The organism is Ramlibacter sp., from assembly GCF_035554825.1.
Classification (GTDB): Bacteria; Pseudomonadota; Gammaproteobacteria; order Burkholderiales; family Burkholderiaceae_C; genus Ramlibacter.
Genome location: NZ_DATMHS010000070.1, coordinates 1 through 15,000, shown reverse-complemented (window position 1 = coordinate 15,000; position 15,000 = coordinate 1). Strand labels below are relative to the sequence as shown.

The following is a 15,000-nucleotide window of genomic DNA, read 5'->3' as shown; positions in this document are numbered from 1 at the left end:
TCGTCTGCTTTGCTGCGATCAGCGAAGCCTTGAATTATGACAGTTTTTGCTAAGTCCTGTCAAACTTGAGGGTTTCTACCGATTTCGTCAGGGGCCAGATCGGTTAGCGATTCAGCCGCTGCACTCGTCAGCAGAGCCATAGACTGTAGCACGCCTTTTGGCAGCTTGCCAGTCCGTCGCCAAAACTTTTTTTCGGGCAAGCGCCGGACGAGCCGCGTTGACAGCGCGCCCCCGCCGGACGCTCGATCTGAGCGCGAGCTGCCGTCCGAAGTTCCGCGGCCCCGTGTGAACTTGTTTCCCCCGCACCGCAGCGCCGGACGGTGGCGCGGCGACGCCTGCGCGGCCTGGGCCCTCGATAATCCCCCGCTCATGGCCGTCCTCACCCTTCTGAACGCCCAGCTGGCCTACGGGCACGTACCGCTGCTGGATCACACCGACTTTTCTCTGGAGTCCGGCGAGCGGGTCGGCCTGATCGGCCGCAACGGCGCCGGCAAGACCTCGCTGCTCAAGATCCTCGCCGGCCTCGAGCGGCCCGACGATGGGACGCTGCAGTTCCAGCAAGGGCTCGGCGTCGCGTACGTCGCCCAGGAGCCGGCGCTCGATCCTGGCAGGACCGTCGCGGCGGAGGTGCGCGCCGGCGTTGCCGACGTCATCGCCCTTGTCGACCAGTACAGCCACGGCAGCGGCGACCTGGACCGGCTGCAAGGCCAGATCGAGGCCAAAGACGGCTGGAACCTCGAGCAGCGCATCCGCGAAACCGTGCATCGCCTGCACCTCGATCCCGACGCCGTCATCGGCACCCTGTCGGGCGGGACGAAAAAGCGCGTCGCGCTGGCCCAGGCCCTGGTCCGACGTCCCGACGTGCTCCTCCTGGACGAGCCGACCAACCACCTGGATCTGGATTCGATCGAGTGGCTGGAGGACCTGCTGATCGCCTTCAAGGGCAGCCTGGTGACGATCACCCACGACCGCGTCTTCCTCGATCGGGTCGCGACGCGGATCGTCGAACTGGACCGCGGGAAGCTGCGCTCCTATCCCGGCAATTTCAGCCAGTACCAGTTGCAGAAGGAAGAGCAGCTCGCGCAGGAGGCCGTCGTCGCCGCCAAGGCCGACAAGCTCCTGGCGCAGGAAGAGGTCTGGATTCGCAAGGGGGTGGAAGCGCGCCGCACCCGCGCGCAGGCGAGGATCGGCCGGCTCGATCAGCTGCGGGCCCGCCGCGCCGCGCGGCGCGAAGCGCTCGGCAGCGTGCGCATGGACCTGGCCTCCGGCGTGCCGAGCGGCAAGATCGTCGCCGAACTCACCGACGTGTCGAAGTCCTTCGGCGAGAAGGTGGTCGTGCGCGACTTCAGCGCCACCATCCTGCGCGGCGACAAGGTCGGTCTCATGGGGCCCAACGGCGCCGGCAAGACGACGCTGCTGAAGTTGATCCTCGGCGAATTGCAGCCCGACCGCGGCAAGGTGCGCCAGGGCGCCAATCTGCAGGTGGCCTACTTCGACCAGATGCGTGAAACGCTCGACCTGGACGCGACACTGGAGGACTTCATCAGCCCCGGCAGCGAATGGATCGAGATCGGCAGCCAGCGCAAGCACGTGAAGAGCTACCTCGGCGACTTCCTGTTCTCGCCGGCCCGTTCCGCCTCGCCGGTGCGATCGCTGTCCGGCGGCGAGCGCAACCGCCTGCTGCTGGCGCGGCTGTTCGCCCGCCCAGCCAACGTGCTGGTCCTCGACGAGCCGACCAACGATCTCGACATCGACACGCTCGAGCTGCTCGAGGACCTGCTGCAGAACTACGACGGCACCGTCTTCCTGGTGAGCCACGACCGCGCGTTCCTGGACAACGTGGTGACCAGCACCATCGTGTTCGAGGGCCAGGGCCGCTGGCGCGAGTACGAAGGCGGCGTCCAGGACTGGCTGACGCAGTCGCGCCGATCGCAGGCGCTCGCGGCGGCGCCCGCGGCCGAGGCGCCGCGCCCGGTCGCGCCGGAACCGGCACCCCAAGGCAACAAGGCGGCCGGCACGCCGGCCAAACGCAAGCTCAGCTACAAGGAACAACGCGAGCTCGAAGGGTTGCCGGGGCTGATCGAGTCGCTCGAGGAAGAGCAGCGCGACATCAACGACGCGCTGGCCGACGGCGCCATGTACCGCGACGATCCGGAACGCGCCGTGCAGTTGGCCGAGCGCAGCGCCGCGATCGAAGACGAACTGATGGCCGCGCTGGAGCGCTGGGAAGCGCTGAGCTCGCCGTAGCTCCTGTCCGGCAGAAACTGCCGCCCACGGCTGACTCACACTGGGCCCCGGCGACCGCGGTGGCCGCTACAGTGGCTGGACATGACGACGTCCGCCGATCCCAGCCGTCCCGCCGCGCCACCGTGGCCGTGGGCCGGGGTCTGGCGCTGCGCGGTGGCCGTCGTGTTCGCCACCGGCGCCGCCGGCTGCGCGAGCCTTCCCAGCAATACCGGGCGCACGCCATCGACCGCCCTCACCGCGCCGGAGCAGACGGCGCTCGGGCGGCTGGTGCAGGAGCGCCGCGAGCGCGAGAGTGCCCGCAGCGACTCCGCCTTCCGGCTCCTGGAGAACGTCGACGCGGCGTATTCCAGCCGCCTCGCGCTGATCCGCGAGGCCCAGCGCACGCTGGACCTGCAGTACTACGCCATCCACGCCGACCACAGCACCGAGGTGCTGCTGCAGGCGCTGCGCGACGCGGCGCGCCGCGGTGTGCGCGTCCGCATCCTGCTCGACGACTTCAATACGGTGGGCAAGGACGCGCAGGTGCTGCGGCTGGCCTTCGAGCCGAACGTGCAGATGCGCCTGTTCAATCCGCTGCCGGGCTCGCGCCGGTCCCTCCTCGGGCGCCTCTTCACGTCGCTGCACGACCTCGGGCGCCTGCAAAAGCGCATGCACAACAAGCTGTTCATCGCCGACAACGCGGTCGGCATCACCGGCGGTCGCAACCTCGGCGACGCCTACTTCGGCGGCGACGACAAGAGCAACTTCGTGGACCTGGACGTGCTCGCATTCGGTCGCATCGTGCGCGACATGTCGGCGAGCTTCGACCGCTACTGGAACGACGAACTGGCCTATCCGATGCAGACCCTGGTCGCGCCGCAGGAGCTCGAAGCGGTGCGGCAGCCGGTCGAGCCGCCCCAGCCCGACGCCTCCCGCCCCCGTCCGGCGCCCGCCCCGAGCATCCCGCCGGTCACCCCCACCGCCACCATCCTGCCGAGCGTCACGAGCACCGTGGCCGTGACCGCCGCGCCGGCGATGGACCTGCGCCAGCTGCCCGTGGTCTGGGCGCCGGCCGTGCTGCTGGCGGACGCGCCGGCCAAGATCGGCCCCGACGACGATGAAGCGGACGCCGGCGAAACAGTGGTGGACGGCTTGCTCAACCTCATGCGGCAGGCCCGCCAGGACGTGTTGATCGTGTCCCCGTACTTCGTGCCGGGACCGGTCATGATGGCGGTGTTCCGGGAACTGCGCAGCAGGGGGATTCGCATCCGCGTGCTCACCAATTCGCTCGCCTCCAACGATGCGCCGGCAGCGCATGCCGGTTACGCGCGCTACCGCGACGCGCTGCTGGCGCTGGGACTGGAGCTGCACGAGATGCGCGCCAGCCAGGAAGGCACGATGACGGGGCTGGGCTCCACGCCGCTGCCCGGCTCCGGCGGCGGCGGCTCCAAGAGCGCGAGCTCCCGCGCCAGCCTGCACTCGAAGGCGGTGATCATCGATCAGCGGCTGGCGGTGATCGGCTCGATGAATCTCGATCTGCGTTCGCAGCGCAAGAACAGCGAGGTCGCCCTCCTGATTCGCGGCGCGGCGTTGTCGCGCGAAGCGGTGCGCCAGGTGGAAACGACCCTTGCCGAGGGCGCATATCGCCTGCAGCTGCGGGACGGGCGCCTGGTCTGGGAAGCACCGCCAGGCGCACCGTTTCGCAGCGCGCGCTCGGAGCCCGATGCCAGCGCCAAGCTGCGGCTGCTGGCGCGTCTGATCGCCCCGTTCGCGCCCGACGAAATGTTGTAGCGGCGCGACCGGCGGCTGCACGCTACAGTGCGCAGCATGAACCAGGCCCAGCACCGCCCCTTCAAGCAGGTCGACGTCTTCACTGCGCAGCCGTACCGCGGCAATCCGGTCGCCGTGGTGCTCGATGGCAGTGATCGGTCGGATGACGAGATGCAGCGCTTCGCGCGCTGGACCAACCTGTCCGAGACGACCTTCCTGCTGCCGCCGCACTCGCCCGAGGCCGACTACCGCGTACGCATCTTCACGCCAGGCGGCGAGCTGCCGTTCGCCGGTCACCCGACGCTCGGCAGTTGCCACGCCTGGCTGGAGCACGGCGGCAGGCCGCGCCACAGCGGCTTCGTGGTGCAGGAGTGCGAGGTGGGCCTGGTGCACCTGCGCCGCGAGGGCGCCCGGCTGGCCTTCCGGGCGCCGCCGCTGCGGCGCGGCGCGGCCGATCCGGCGGCTCTGGCGCCGGTGCTCGCCGCACTGGGCCTGGCGAGCGGCGATGTGCTCGCCGCGCAGGTGCTCGACAACGGCCCGGTCTGGCTCGGCCTGCTGCTGGCGCAACCGGAAACGGTGCTGCGACTGGCGCCCGACCATGCCCAACTGGCCCGGCTCGGCCAGAAGGTCGGCGTCGCCGCGCTCTACCGCGATGCCGACGGGTCCGGTCACCACCTCGAGGTGCGAGGCTTCGCCGCACCCATCGGCGTGCCCGAGGACCCCGTGACCGGGAGCCTGAACGCCGGCCTGGCCCAGTGGCTGATCGAGGAAGGCCGGCTGCCGGATCACTACGTCGCGGCGCAAGGCGCCTGCCTGGAGCGGGCTGGCCGGGTGCACGTGCAGCGCGATGGCCAGGGGCAGGTCTGGGTTGGCGGCGACTGCGTCAGCTGCATCACGGGCACCGTGCTGTTTTGAGCCGTCGCTCCCCGGCTCCGTGAGGCGGGGAACGCCTCGAGCACAAGCCCCGGGGGCGGCGCGCCAGGCGCTCGGCGTACCGCGCCGGAGCTGCACCATTCCGGCGATGGCATGCGCGGGGCCGTGGCGAATGCGGTCGCCGCCGTGACTGGCGGCGCCGCACGGGCGCGGGGAGAATGAACGCAATGGGAACGCTTTACCTCGTGCGCCACGGCCAGGCTTCGTTCGGCGCCGACGACTACGACAACCTCAGCGACCTCGGTCGGCGCCAGAGCCTCCGGCTCGGGGAGTACTTCGGCCAGAAGGGCATCCGCTTCGACGGGCTGATCGCCGGCACCTTGCGCCGGCACAAGCAGACGCTGGCCGGCATCCTGGAGGGCATGAGCCACGCCGGCGAGCATCTCGAGTGGGAAGGCCTGAACGAGTACGACAGCGCCGCCGTCATCGCCGCGATCCACCCGCATCCCCTGGAACGGCCGGACTCGCCGGAGCGCTACCGGCACCACTTCCGGCTGCTGCGCGACGGCCTGGCGCAATGGATGGCGGGCGTGGTCAGCCCCAAGGGCATGCCGACCTACAGCGAATTCGCCGCCGGGGTCGCCGGCGCACTCGACCACGTCCGCGCCAACCACTACGGCCAGAGCGTGCTGGTGGTCACCAGCGGCGGCCCGATCTCGACCGCGGTCGGCCAGGTGCTGGGCACCAGCCCCGAGACCACGATCGAGCTGAACATGCGCATCCGCAATACCTCCATCACGGAATTCGCGTTCACGCCCAAGCGCCACATGCTGGTTTGCTACAACGCGATCCCGCATCTGGAACACCCCGACTTCGCGCACTGGGTCACCTACACCTGAGCGCCCGCACCTCGGGCGCCACGGGCCGCTTGCTACACTGGCCCGAATGGAACCGACCGCCGACGAGCCCGGGCGCGACCACTGGGTGATCTGTCTGTGCGCCCAGTGGTGCGGCGTCTGCCGCGAGTGGCGTCCTGCCTTCGAGCGCGCCGCCGCCGGCCATCCCTCGGTACGGTTCGCATGGGTCGACGTCGAGGACGAGGCGGCGGCCATGGGCGATGTCGACGTCGAGACCTTTCCCACCTTGTTGATCGCAGCGGCGGGGCGGCCGGTGTTCTTCGGGCCGGTGCTGCCGGCGGCGGCCCAGTTCGATCGCCTGCTCGCCACCGTGCTGGCTTCCGGCGCCCGTCCCACGGGCATCACGCCCGAGGTCGCCGAACTCTTTCCACGGCTGGCCGGGATGCTACGGAACTGATAGCTACCAACGGTAACCGGGCAAGGCCACGTCCTACACTCGGCGTTTTGGCTTCCTGACGAGCGTGCGCGCGCGGCGAACGCTCAATCACGACATGGCTGGCGACCCGCCAGTCATGATCTTTCCACTCCCATTTCTGTCAGGAGATCCCACATGGCATCCAACAACCAGGGCAACCAGGGCAACCAGAGCAGCAGCGGCAAGTCGAACCGCGGCTTCGCCTCGATGGACCCGCAGCGGCAGCGCGAGATCGCGAGCGAAGGCGGTCGCGCCGCCCACGAGAAGGGCACGGCCCACGAATTCACCTCGGAAGAGGCGCGCGAGGCAGGCCGCAAGGGCGGTCAGGCCCGCAGCCAGAGCAACCGCTCCAAGAACAACGCCGGCAGTTCCTCGCATGGCGGCACCTCCGGCGGCAACAGCTGATCGGGGGTCGTCGTCCCACGAAAAAGGGCGTCCGCGGACGCCCTTTTCGTTGTGGCGACGTGAGTCGCTTCCTACGAGCTGAGTCGCTCGTGCTGGACACGGCCGCGGCCGGTGCCGGCGCAGGTCGGCCGGGCGTTACCACTCGCCGGACAGACGGACCCGCTGATCGAGATCGAGGGGCCCCTCACCGGCAGCGGCCACGGCCGGCTCGGGATGCGGCGCCGCTCCCGAGGTCAACGGCGTGACGTTCGATGGCTGCACCGGCTCGGGCGCCGGGTGCGGCAACCCGATCTGCTGGATGGCGGCTGAAAATCGCATTGCGGCTCCTTCCTGCACCCAGTGTAGGAACCGCGGCGTGACGGGATTGTGTCCGCCGTCACAGGTTCGTGCAAAAGGCTGCCCGCACGTGGGGGTGGTGCAACGCTCGAGTTGCGTTGCAGTGGCCGTTCCGGGCCCGCGAGCTTGCGCGCTCGAGCAGGGAACGCCTGCGGCGACTACTTCGACTGGCGCCGCGGCCGGGCCGAGCCCGAGGCCGAGCCGCCGCCGGCCGGGCCGCTGGCCTGCGACTGGCCGGAACGGTCCGGCTCCGCCGGCGAGGAGATGTCGCCGAGCGACACCGCCACTTCATCCTCGTCCCCGACGTCCTTGGCCGCGATGTCACCCAGGGTGACGATGCCCACCAGTTTCTGCTGGCCATCGACCACCGGCATGCGCCGGATCTGGGTGTCGGCCATCTCACCGAGCACGCTGTCGATGTCCTCGTCCTCCGTGACACAGCGCACGTTGGTGCTCATGACGTCGGCCAGCTTCAGCGTCCTGGGGTCGGCTTCCTGGGCAACGCCGCGGACCACGATGTCGCGGTCGGTGACCATGCCCACCAGTTTCTCGCCGTCGCACACGGGGATCACGCCCACGTTCAGCTCGTCCATCGCCTGCGCCGCATGGACCACGGTGTCCGAGGGGGTCATCGTCCGCACGCCGCGGGTCATCACGTCTGCCACTGTCGCCATCTGGTACTCCTTGCGATTGGTTGCCGCCGGCCGTCGCCGGGGATGGAGCCAATCTAGCGTGCGCGCGCCGGCGTGCTGTCGGTCCCCTCGCAAGCTCTCGTAGGACGCTGCCGATGTCCGGGCCGCGCGGTCCGTCAGGGCTGGGCGTCGTCGACCAGGGTCGACAGCGGCAGGCTCGAAAACTCCTGCAGCAGGGCGGCGAGCTTGAGCCCGGCGGCCTCGACCAGGGCCCGGCCCTTGTCCGCCGTGGCGGCCGCGGCACGGCCGGCGGCGCCGCGCGTGTTGTAGTCCTGCATCTGCCACCCGAGCTTGGCGCTCTTGCCGTCGCCCAGGATCGGGTACTGGCTGGCGCGGTGCTGCGAGGCGGAGGTGAAGTCGCGGGCCTGCGTCATGTCGACCAGCTGCGGCCGCAGCGCCAGCATGAGCGAAGTCTCGATCTCGCCGCCATGCACGCCGAAGCGGTGCTCCTCGGGCGTGAACAGGCCGGTCACGGCGTCGCCCAGCGGGAGGTTCCACCAGCTGCAGCTGTACACGATCAGCTTGCAGTGGCCGCGCAACTCGCGCGCGACGATGTCCATCAGGCTCACCTGGCCACCGTGGGCATTGAGCAGCAGCAGCTTGCGCAGGCCGGCGCGCGCGACGCACTGGCCGATGTCGGTCCACATCGCGATCAGCGTGCTGGCCGAAACGGTGAGGGTGCCGTCGAAGCGGCCGTGCTCCGGGCTGTAGCCGATCTGCTGCGTCGGCAGGAACAGCACCGGCAACTGCGCCGGCAGGTGCGGCAACGCCGCCGCGACCACGCCGTCCACCAGCACCTGATCGACCGCCAGCGGCAGGTGCGGGCCATGCTGCTCGGTGGCGCCCAGCGGCAGCACGGCGACGGTGCGCGCCGGATCGAACCGCTCGAAATCGCGGGTGCCGAGGTCGGCCCAGAAGCGTGAAGTCGTCATGCCCCCGATGGTAGTGCCGGCCCGGGATTTGTCACCCCGGCGGCAGCGTCACGGGCTCGGCAAGGCGGCGCGCGCCGCCCGAACGATGCCCGCCGCATCCACGCCGAAGAATTCGCGCAGCGCCGCCCGGGTGTCGCTGCGCCCGAAGCCGTCGGTGCCGAGCGTGAGGTAGCGGCGCCCCGCCGGGATGAAGGCGCGAATGCTTTCCGGCACCGCCCGCACGTAGTCGCTGGCCGCGATGACGGGGCCTGCGCTGCCCGCCAGCTGCCGGGTGACGAACGGCAGCGCCGCCGCTTCGCCGGCCAGTGACCGCAGCTCCAGCGCCTGTCCCTCGCGTGCCAGTTCGCTCCAGCTCGTCACGCTGAACACGTCGCAGGCCACGCCGGCGGCCGCCAGCTGCCGGGCCGCCGCGACCACTTCGGTCAGGATCGCCCCGGACCCGAGCAGCGTCACCCGCGGCGCGCTGCCGCCGTCCTGCGCCTGGTAGCTCGCGAAGCGGTAGCAGCCGCGCATCACGTCGTCCTCCACCCCGGCCGGCAGGTCGGGCTGGGCGTAGTTCTCGTTCATCAGGGTGACGTAGTAGAAGACGTCGTGCTGGTCGATGAGCATCTCCCGCATGCCGCGATCGACGATCACCGCCATTTCGCCGGCGAAGGCGGGGTCGTAGGCGCGGCAGTTCGGCACCGTGGCGGCGACCAGATGGCTGCTGCCGTCCTGGTGCTGCAGGCCCTCGCCGGCCAGGGTCGTGCGTCCGGACGTCGCGCCCAGCAGGAAGCCGCGGGCCCGCTGGTCCGCCGCCGCCCAGATCAGGTCGCCGACGCGCTGGAAGCCGAACATCGAGTAGTAGATGTAGAACGGCAGCATCGCAAGGCCGTGCACGCTGTAGCTGGTGGCCGCGGCCGTCCAGCTGGCGATGGCGCCGGCCTCGCTGATGCCTTCCTCCAGGATCTGGCCGTCCAGGGCTTCGCGGTAGGACAGCACCGAGCCGATGTCTTCCGGCTCGTAGCGCTGGCCGACGCTGGAATAGATGCCGACCTGCTTGAACAGGTTGGCCATGCCGAAGGTGCGGGCCTCGTCGGCCACGATCGGCACGATGCGCGGCCCCAGCTGCGCATCCTTGAGCAGGCTGCCGAGCAGCCGCACGAAGGCCATCGTGGTCGACATCTCCCTGCCGGCGGCAGCGGTCGCGAACGAGCCGTAGGAAGCAAGTTCCGGCACCGGCAGCGGCGCCGCCGCCGACTGCCGCTGCGGCAGGTAGCCGCCCAGGCTCGCCCGGCGCGCGTGCAGGTACTGCAGCTCGGGGCTGTCCGGCGGCGGCTTGAAGAATTCGAGACTGCGCGCCTGCTCGTCCGAGATCGGCAAATTGAAGCGGTTGCGAAATTCGATCAGCGCCGCGCCATCGAGCTTCTTCTGGCTGTGGGTGGTCATCCGGCCCTGCCCGGCCGAGCCCATGCCGTAGCCCTTCTTGGTGTGGGCCAGGATCACGCTCGGGGCGCCCACGTGCTCGGCCGCCGCCGCGTAGGCGGCATGGATCTTCACCAGGTCGTGGCCGCCGCGCTTGAGCCGGTCGATCTGCTCGTCGGTCATGCCCTGGGCCAGCCGGGCCAGTTCCTCGTTCTGGCCGAAGAAGTTGTCGCGGTTGAAGCGCCCGTCCTTGGCCGCGAAGGTCTGCATCTGCCCGTCCACCGTGCTGGCGAACGCCCGTGTCAGGGCACCGGTCACGTCGCGGGCGAACAGGCCGTCCCAGTCGCTGCCCCAGACCAGCTTGATCACGTTCCAGCCGGCACCGCGGAACAGCTTCTCCAGCTCCTCGATGATCCGGCCATTGCCGCGCACCGGTCCGTCCAGCCGCTGCAGGTTGCAGTTGACGACCCACACCAGGTTGTCCAGCCGCTCGCGCGAGGCCAGCGTGAGCGCGCTCATGCTCTCCGGCTCGTCCATCTCGCCGTCGCCAAAGACGCCCCAGACCTTGCGGCCGGTGCAATCGAGCAGGCCGCGGTGCGTCAGGTAACGCATGAAGCGCGCGTGGTAGATCGAGCTGATCGGGCCCAGGCCCATCGAGCCGGTCGGGAACTGCCAGAAGTCCGGCATCAGATAGGGATGCGGATAGCTCGAGAGGCCGCGCGCGCCGTGGCGCGGCCCCGTGATTTCCTGCCGGTAGTGGGCCAGGTCGGCTTCGGTGAGCCGGCCTTCCAGGTAGGCGCGGGCATACACGCCGGGCGCGCTGTGCGGCTGGAAGAACACGAGGTCGCCGCCATGCTGCTCGCTGCGGCCATGGAAGAAATGATTGAAGCCGACCTCGAACAGGTCGGCGGCGCTGGCGTAGCTGGCGATGTGGCCGCCGAGTTCGCCGTACGCCATGTTGGCCCGTGCCACCATGGCCAGCGCATTCCAGCGCATCAGCGAAGCCAGCTTCTCCTCGATCGCGAGGTCGCCGGGAAAGGCCGGCTGGCGGTCGACGTCGATGGTGTTGACGTAAGGCGTCACCAGCTCGGGCGACCAGCCGACATGCGGTCCGCGCGCCAGCGCCGCCAGCTGGTCGAGGATGAAGCGGGCCCGCGCCGGGCCGTGGGTGGCCACCAACGCCAGGAACGCATCGCGCCACTCACCGGTTTCGAGGGGGTCGACGTCCGCGGCATCGGCGGCGAGGAAGCGGGAGATGCTGTGATCGGTCATGCGCCACTGTAGGAAGGCGGCCGCCAAATAGGGGTTTGCAAATGTGCTTCGAAGAGCCCATCCGCAGCATAAAATGCCGACCCATCGAAGATTGGGAGCACTTCATGCAGCTGGACGCGATCGACCTGCGAATCCTTGCCGAGCTGCAGCAGGACGGTTCGCTGACCAATGTCGAACTGGCCCGGCGGGTGCACCTGTCGCCCTCGCCCTGCCTGGTGCGGGTCAAAGCACTGGAATCGGCCGGCGTGATCCAGCGCTACGTGGCGTTGGCGGACCCGAAGGCGGTCGGCCTCGGCTTGAATGTCTTCATTTCGATCAGCCTCAAGGAGCAGGCCAAGGATTCGCTGGCGGAGTTCGAGCGCCGCATCGCCGAGCACGAGGAAGTGATGGAGTGCTATCTCATGACCGGCGACAGCGACTACCTGATCCGCGTGGCCGTGCGCGACATCGCCGAGCTGGAGCGCTTCATCCTGGAGCAGCTGACGCCGATCCCCGGCATCGAGAAGATCCGCTCCAGCTTCGCGCTCAAGCAGGTGCGCTACAAGACCGCGCTGCCGCTGCCGCGCCGCTGATCCTCAGCGCGGCGCCACGCGCCAGATCGCGTTGCCCACGTCGTCGGCCACCAGGAGCGCGCCGCGGCGGTCGATTGCCACGCCCACCGGCCGGCCGTACGCCTCGCCGGCGGCGCTCAGAAAACCGGTGAGGACGTCGACCGGGGTGCCGACCGGCCGGCCGGCCTGGAACGGCACGAACACCACCTTGTAGCCGCTGGCCGGGCGCCGGTTCCAGGAGCCGTGTTCGCCGATGAAGGCGCCGCTGGCAAACGGCGCCGGCTGCCGGCCGTCCGCGAACGCGAGGCCGAGCGCCGCCACGTGGGCTCCCAGCGCATAGTCCGGGGCGCGCGCCCTGGCCACCATGTCCGCCGGCGCCGGCCGCACCCGCTCGTCGACGTGGCCGCCCCAGTAGCTCCACGGCCAGCCGAAGAAGTCGCCCTCGCGCACGGCGCTCAGGTAGTCGGGCACGAGGTCGCTGCCAAGTTCGTCGCGCTCGTTCGCCACCGTCCACAGCACCCCGGTGGCCGGCTCCCAGGCGAGTCCGTTCGGGTTGCGCAGGCCGCTGGCGAACAGCCGCTTGGCGCCGCTGGCCACGTCGATTTCCCAGATCGCGGCGCGGCCGGCCTCGGCTTCCAGGCCGCGCTCGGCCACGTTGCTGTTGGAGCCGACGGTCGCGTACAGCTTGCGGCCGTCGCGGCTTGCCAGCAGGTTCTTGGTCCAGTGGTGGTTGATGGGACCGCCGGGCAGGTCCGCCACCTTGACCGGCGGCGCCGCCGCCCGCGTCTGGCCGCGCTGGTATGGCACCTTGACGACGGCGTCCGCGTTGGCGATGAACAGCTCGTTGCCAACCAGCGCCATGCCAAAGGGCGAGTTCAGCCCCGAGAGAAAAACGCTGCGCAGTTCGGCCCGGCCGTCGCCGTCCGCATCGCGCAGCAAGGTGATCCGGTTGGCGCTCGGCACGCCCGCCCCGGCCCGCCGCATCATCAGCTTCATGACCAAGCCCTTGATGCCCTGGCCGTCCTGCGGCTTTGGCGGCGCATTGCTCTCGGCCACCAGCACGTCGCCGTTGGGCAGCACGTACAACCAGCGCGGGTGATCCAGGCCGGCGGCGAATGGCCCCACCGCCCAGCCGCTGGCCGCCTTGGGCGCCATGCCCGGCGGCCAGCCGATCGCGGGCGCGACCTGGACCGTCGGCACCAGCGCCTTCCCGGGCGACGGCAGGGTCGGCCGCGGGCCTTCGTCCGCGCCGGGCGGCAGCCGCGCCATGTCGCCGCACCCCGCCAGGCCGCCGGCCAGCAGCGCCAGTCCCAGACCCTGCACGGACCGGGTGCGCATGACATACATCCAACGGGGCATCCGCCGGACACGCGAAAATAACGGCATGACACAGGACCTCTTCCGCGAAAACGCGTATCTGAAGGAATGTACGGCGACGGTGACGGCCCTGGGCGAACAGGGCATCGCGCTGGACCGCACCGTCTTCTATCCGCTCGGCGGTGGCCAGGCCGGCGATGCGGGGGTGCTGGTGCTCGCTGACGGCAGCGAACTGGCGATCGCCGATACGCGCAAGGGCAAGGACGAAGAGGGTCGCCCCACGGCCGACATCATCCACGTGCCCGCGCCCGGCCAGGAGGCGCTGCTCGGCCGGCTGCAGCCGGGCGCGCTGGTCACCGCGCGCGTCGACTGGGCGCGGCGCCACAAGCTGATGCGCTTTCACACCAGCACCCACCTGCTGTGCCATCTGGTGCCGCAGCTCGTCAACGGCTGCTCGATCACGCCGGAATATGCGCGGCTGGACTTCAACATGACCGATCCGCTCGACAAGGAGCTGCTGACCGCCGGCATCGCCCGCCTGGTGGCGGCCGGCCTGCCGGTGGACGTCGGCTCGATCAGCGACGAGGAACTCGACGCCAATCCGGCGCTGGTCAAGAGCATGTCGGTGCAGCCGCCGCGCGGCACCGGCCGGGTGCGCACGATCCGCATCGGCGGCGAATCGCACATCGACTTCCAGCCCTGTGGCGGCACCCATGTCGCCAACACCGCCGAGATCGGCGGGGTGGTCGTCACCAAGATCGAGAAGAAGAGCGCCACCACCCGGCGCGTCGTCCTGGGCTTTGCCTGACGGAACTTCCCTCCTACCGCAGAGCTCCACCGATCATCATGATGTCTTCCGCCCACCGCCTCGCCGGCCCTGCCCTTGCCGCCGCGCGCGCCTTGTTGCTGGCGGCCGCGGCCATCGCCTTGCTTCCCGCCCAGGCCCAGGTCGGCGCCGGCAGCGTCGTCAAGACCGAGCGGGTGCGCGCCGAGCTGATGGCCCATGCCCCGGACGGCATCGCCGCCGGCAAGCAGGTGTGGCTCGGCCTGCAGCTGACGCATCAGCCCGAGTGGCACACGTACTGGAAGAACCCCGGCGACTCCGGGCTGCCGACCAGCCTGGAATGGACGCTGCCGGCCGGCGTCACGGCCGGCGAGATCGCCTGGCCGGTGCCCCGGAAGATCCCGATCGGGCACCTGGCCAACTACGGCTATGAAGGCACGGTGCTGCTGCCGGTGCCGCTGACGATCGCCCCGGATTTCAAGCCCTCGGCCGGCGGCGAGTTGCCGGTCAAGCTCAAGGTCAGCTGGCTGGTGTGCCGCCAGGAGTGCATCCCCGAAGACGGCGAGTTCGCGCTGAACGTGCCGGCGCGAAGCACCACGGCGCTCAACGGCCCGGCCTTCCAGGCCAGCTTCGCCGCCCGGCCGCAGCCGATCGACGGGACCAGCCAGGTCGAAATCGCCGGCAATGCGATCAAGGTGAAGGTGGCCGGGCTGCCGGCCGCGCTGCGCGGCAAGACACTGGAATTCTTCCCCGAGACCGCCGAGATCGTCGAACCGGCCGGACGCTGGAGCCAGGGCTGGCAGGGCGACGTCTGGACCGCCGAGGTGCCGCTGTCGGGCCACCGCAGCGCGACCCCGAGGGTGCTGCCGATCGTGCTGGCGGCGGGCGACCGCGGCTGGCGCACCGAGGCCAAGGTCAGCGGCGCCTGGCCGGCGGCAGCGAGCGCGGCCGGCGTGTCGCCGGCGCTCGCCGCGGCCTTGCGCAACGCCGCGGCGGCGCCGGTCGAGCCGACGCCGGCGCCGGTGGCGTCGCTGTCGTTGATCGCGGCGCTGCTCGGCGCGCTGCTGGGCGGCGTGGTCCTGAACCTGATGCCCTGCGTGTTCCCG

Annotated in this window: 14 protein-coding genes; 9 read left to right on the top strand and 5 right to left on the bottom strand. The window is 70.3% G+C overall.

Annotation, left to right across the window (positions count from 1 at the left end):
* Window positions 1–369 precede the first annotated feature (369 nt).
* The 6 genes from VNT59_RS08010 (at window position 370) to VNT59_RS07985 (ending at window position 6,606) form a co-directional block, all read left to right on the top strand.
* Window positions 370–2,247, top strand: a complete 1,878-nt coding sequence (locus tag VNT59_RS08010) for an ATP-binding cassette domain-containing protein (RefSeq protein ID WP_325497798.1) — start codon at window positions 370–372, stop codon at window positions 2,245–2,247.
* Between the two features lie 81 nt (window positions 2,248–2,328).
* A complete protein-coding gene (locus tag VNT59_RS08005) occupies window positions 2,329–4,017 on the top strand; it encodes a phospholipase D family protein (RefSeq protein WP_325497797.1) in 1,689 nt (562 codons plus the stop codon).
* A gap of 36 nt (window positions 4,018–4,053) precedes the next feature.
* Window positions 4,054–4,911, top strand: a complete 858-nt coding sequence (locus tag VNT59_RS08000) for a PhzF family phenazine biosynthesis protein (RefSeq protein ID WP_325497796.1) — start codon at window positions 4,054–4,056, stop codon at window positions 4,909–4,911.
* A 185-nt stretch (window positions 4,912–5,096) separates the two neighbouring features.
* Window positions 5,097–5,768 carry a histidine phosphatase family protein gene (locus VNT59_RS07995; RefSeq protein WP_325497795.1) on the top strand — a complete coding sequence of 224 codons (672 nt, stop codon included), beginning with the start codon at window positions 5,097–5,099 and terminating at the stop codon, window positions 5,766–5,768.
* 46 nt (window positions 5,769–5,814) lie between these two features.
* The gene (locus tag VNT59_RS07990) at window positions 5,815–6,183 is read left to right on the top strand and encodes a thioredoxin family protein (protein ID WP_325497794.1); all 369 of its coding nucleotides are present in this window, start codon (window positions 5,815–5,817) and stop codon (window positions 6,181–6,183) included.
* Window positions 6,184–6,336: 153 nt separating this feature from the next.
* Window positions 6,337–6,606: a KGG domain-containing protein gene (locus VNT59_RS07985; protein WP_325497793.1), complete on the top strand. Its 270-nt coding sequence runs from the start codon at window positions 6,337–6,339 to the stop codon at window positions 6,604–6,606.
* Window positions 6,607–6,741: 135 nt separating this feature from the next.
* Here the strand turns inward: VNT59_RS07985 and VNT59_RS07980 are convergent, their stop codons facing one another.
* From VNT59_RS07980 to mdeB, 4 genes are all read right to left on the bottom strand, one after another.
* A complete protein-coding gene (locus VNT59_RS07980; protein ID WP_325497792.1) occupies window positions 6,742–6,924 on the bottom strand; it encodes a hypothetical protein in 183 nt (60 codons plus the stop codon).
* A gap of 176 nt (window positions 6,925–7,100) precedes the next feature.
* Window positions 7,101–7,616 carry a CBS domain-containing protein gene (locus tag VNT59_RS07975; protein ID WP_325497791.1) on the bottom strand — a complete coding sequence of 172 codons (516 nt, stop codon included), beginning with the start codon at window positions 7,614–7,616 and terminating at the stop codon, window positions 7,101–7,103.
* Window positions 7,617–7,750: 134 nt separating this feature from the next.
* Entirely contained in the window at window positions 7,751–8,566 is an 816-nt protein-coding gene (locus VNT59_RS07970; protein WP_325497790.1) for a creatininase family protein, read from the bottom strand.
* Window positions 8,567–8,614: 48 nt separating this feature from the next.
* Window positions 8,615–11,242, bottom strand: coding sequence for an alpha-ketoglutarate dehydrogenase (gene mdeB / locus VNT59_RS07965; protein WP_325497789.1), 2,628 nt, complete (start codon window positions 11,240–11,242; stop codon window positions 8,615–8,617).
* A 104-nt stretch (window positions 11,243–11,346) separates the two neighbouring features.
* Here mdeB and VNT59_RS07960 point away from each other — a divergent pair, with 104 nt between their 5' ends.
* Window positions 11,347–11,814: an Lrp/AsnC family transcriptional regulator gene (locus VNT59_RS07960; RefSeq protein WP_325497788.1), complete on the top strand. Its 468-nt coding sequence runs from the start codon at window positions 11,347–11,349 to the stop codon at window positions 11,812–11,814.
* 3 nt (window positions 11,815–11,817) lie between these two features.
* Here the strand turns inward: VNT59_RS07960 and VNT59_RS07955 are convergent, their stop codons facing one another.
* Window positions 11,818–13,131 carry a PQQ-dependent sugar dehydrogenase gene (locus tag VNT59_RS07955; protein WP_414708365.1) on the bottom strand — a complete coding sequence of 438 codons (1,314 nt, stop codon included), beginning with the start codon at window positions 13,129–13,131 and terminating at the stop codon, window positions 11,818–11,820.
* 46 nt (window positions 13,132–13,177) lie between these two features.
* Between VNT59_RS07955 and VNT59_RS07950 the strand changes: the two genes are divergently transcribed.
* Together VNT59_RS07950 and VNT59_RS07945 are read left to right on the top strand one after the other, a co-directional pair.
* On the top strand, window positions 13,178–13,918 hold the full coding sequence (locus VNT59_RS07950; protein WP_325497787.1) for an alanyl-tRNA editing protein: 741 nt from the start codon (window positions 13,178–13,180) through the stop codon (window positions 13,916–13,918).
* Between the two features lie 38 nt (window positions 13,919–13,956).
* On the top strand, window positions 13,957–15,000 hold a 1,044-nt coding region (locus VNT59_RS07945; RefSeq protein ID WP_325497786.1), incomplete at its 3' end, for a protein-disulfide reductase DsbD domain-containing protein.

What these genes read in the sequence shown, in the direction of transcription:
- VNT59_RS08010 (WP_325497798.1), top strand. Translation starts at nt 370, where the DNA reads ATGGCCGTCCTCACCCTTCTGAACGCCCAGCTGGCCTACGGGCACGTA.
- VNT59_RS08005 (WP_325497797.1), top strand. Translation starts at nt 2,329, where the DNA reads ATGACGACGTCCGCCGATCCCAGCCGTCCCGCCGCGCCACCGTGGCCG.
- VNT59_RS08000 (WP_325497796.1), top strand. Translation starts at nt 4,054, where the DNA reads ATGAACCAGGCCCAGCACCGCCCCTTCAAGCAGGTCGACGTCTTCACT.
- VNT59_RS07995 (WP_325497795.1), top strand. Translation starts at nt 5,097, where the DNA reads ATGGGAACGCTTTACCTCGTGCGCCACGGCCAGGCTTCGTTCGGCGCC.
- VNT59_RS07990 (WP_325497794.1), top strand. Translation starts at nt 5,815, where the DNA reads ATGGAACCGACCGCCGACGAGCCCGGGCGCGACCACTGGGTGATCTGT.
- VNT59_RS07985 (WP_325497793.1), top strand. Translation starts at nt 6,337, where the DNA reads ATGGCATCCAACAACCAGGGCAACCAGGGCAACCAGAGCAGCAGCGGC.
- VNT59_RS07980 (WP_325497792.1), bottom strand. Translation starts at nt 6,924, where the DNA reads ATGCGATTTTCAGCCGCCATCCAGCAGATCGGGTTGCCGCACCCGGCG.
- VNT59_RS07975 (WP_325497791.1), bottom strand. Translation starts at nt 7,616, where the DNA reads ATGGCGACAGTGGCAGACGTGATGACCCGCGGCGTGCGGACGATGACC.
- VNT59_RS07970 (WP_325497790.1), bottom strand. Translation starts at nt 8,566, where the DNA reads ATGACGACTTCACGCTTCTGGGCCGACCTCGGCACCCGCGATTTCGAG.
- mdeB (WP_325497789.1), bottom strand. Translation starts at nt 11,242, where the DNA reads ATGACCGATCACAGCATCTCCCGCTTCCTCGCCGCCGATGCCGCGGAC.
- VNT59_RS07960 (WP_325497788.1), top strand. Translation starts at nt 11,347, where the DNA reads ATGCAGCTGGACGCGATCGACCTGCGAATCCTTGCCGAGCTGCAGCAG.
- VNT59_RS07955 (WP_414708365.1), bottom strand. Translation starts at nt 13,131, where the DNA reads ATGCGCACCCGGTCCGTGCAGGGTCTGGGACTGGCGCTGCTGGCCGGC.
- VNT59_RS07950 (WP_325497787.1), top strand. Translation starts at nt 13,178, where the DNA reads ATGACACAGGACCTCTTCCGCGAAAACGCGTATCTGAAGGAATGTACG.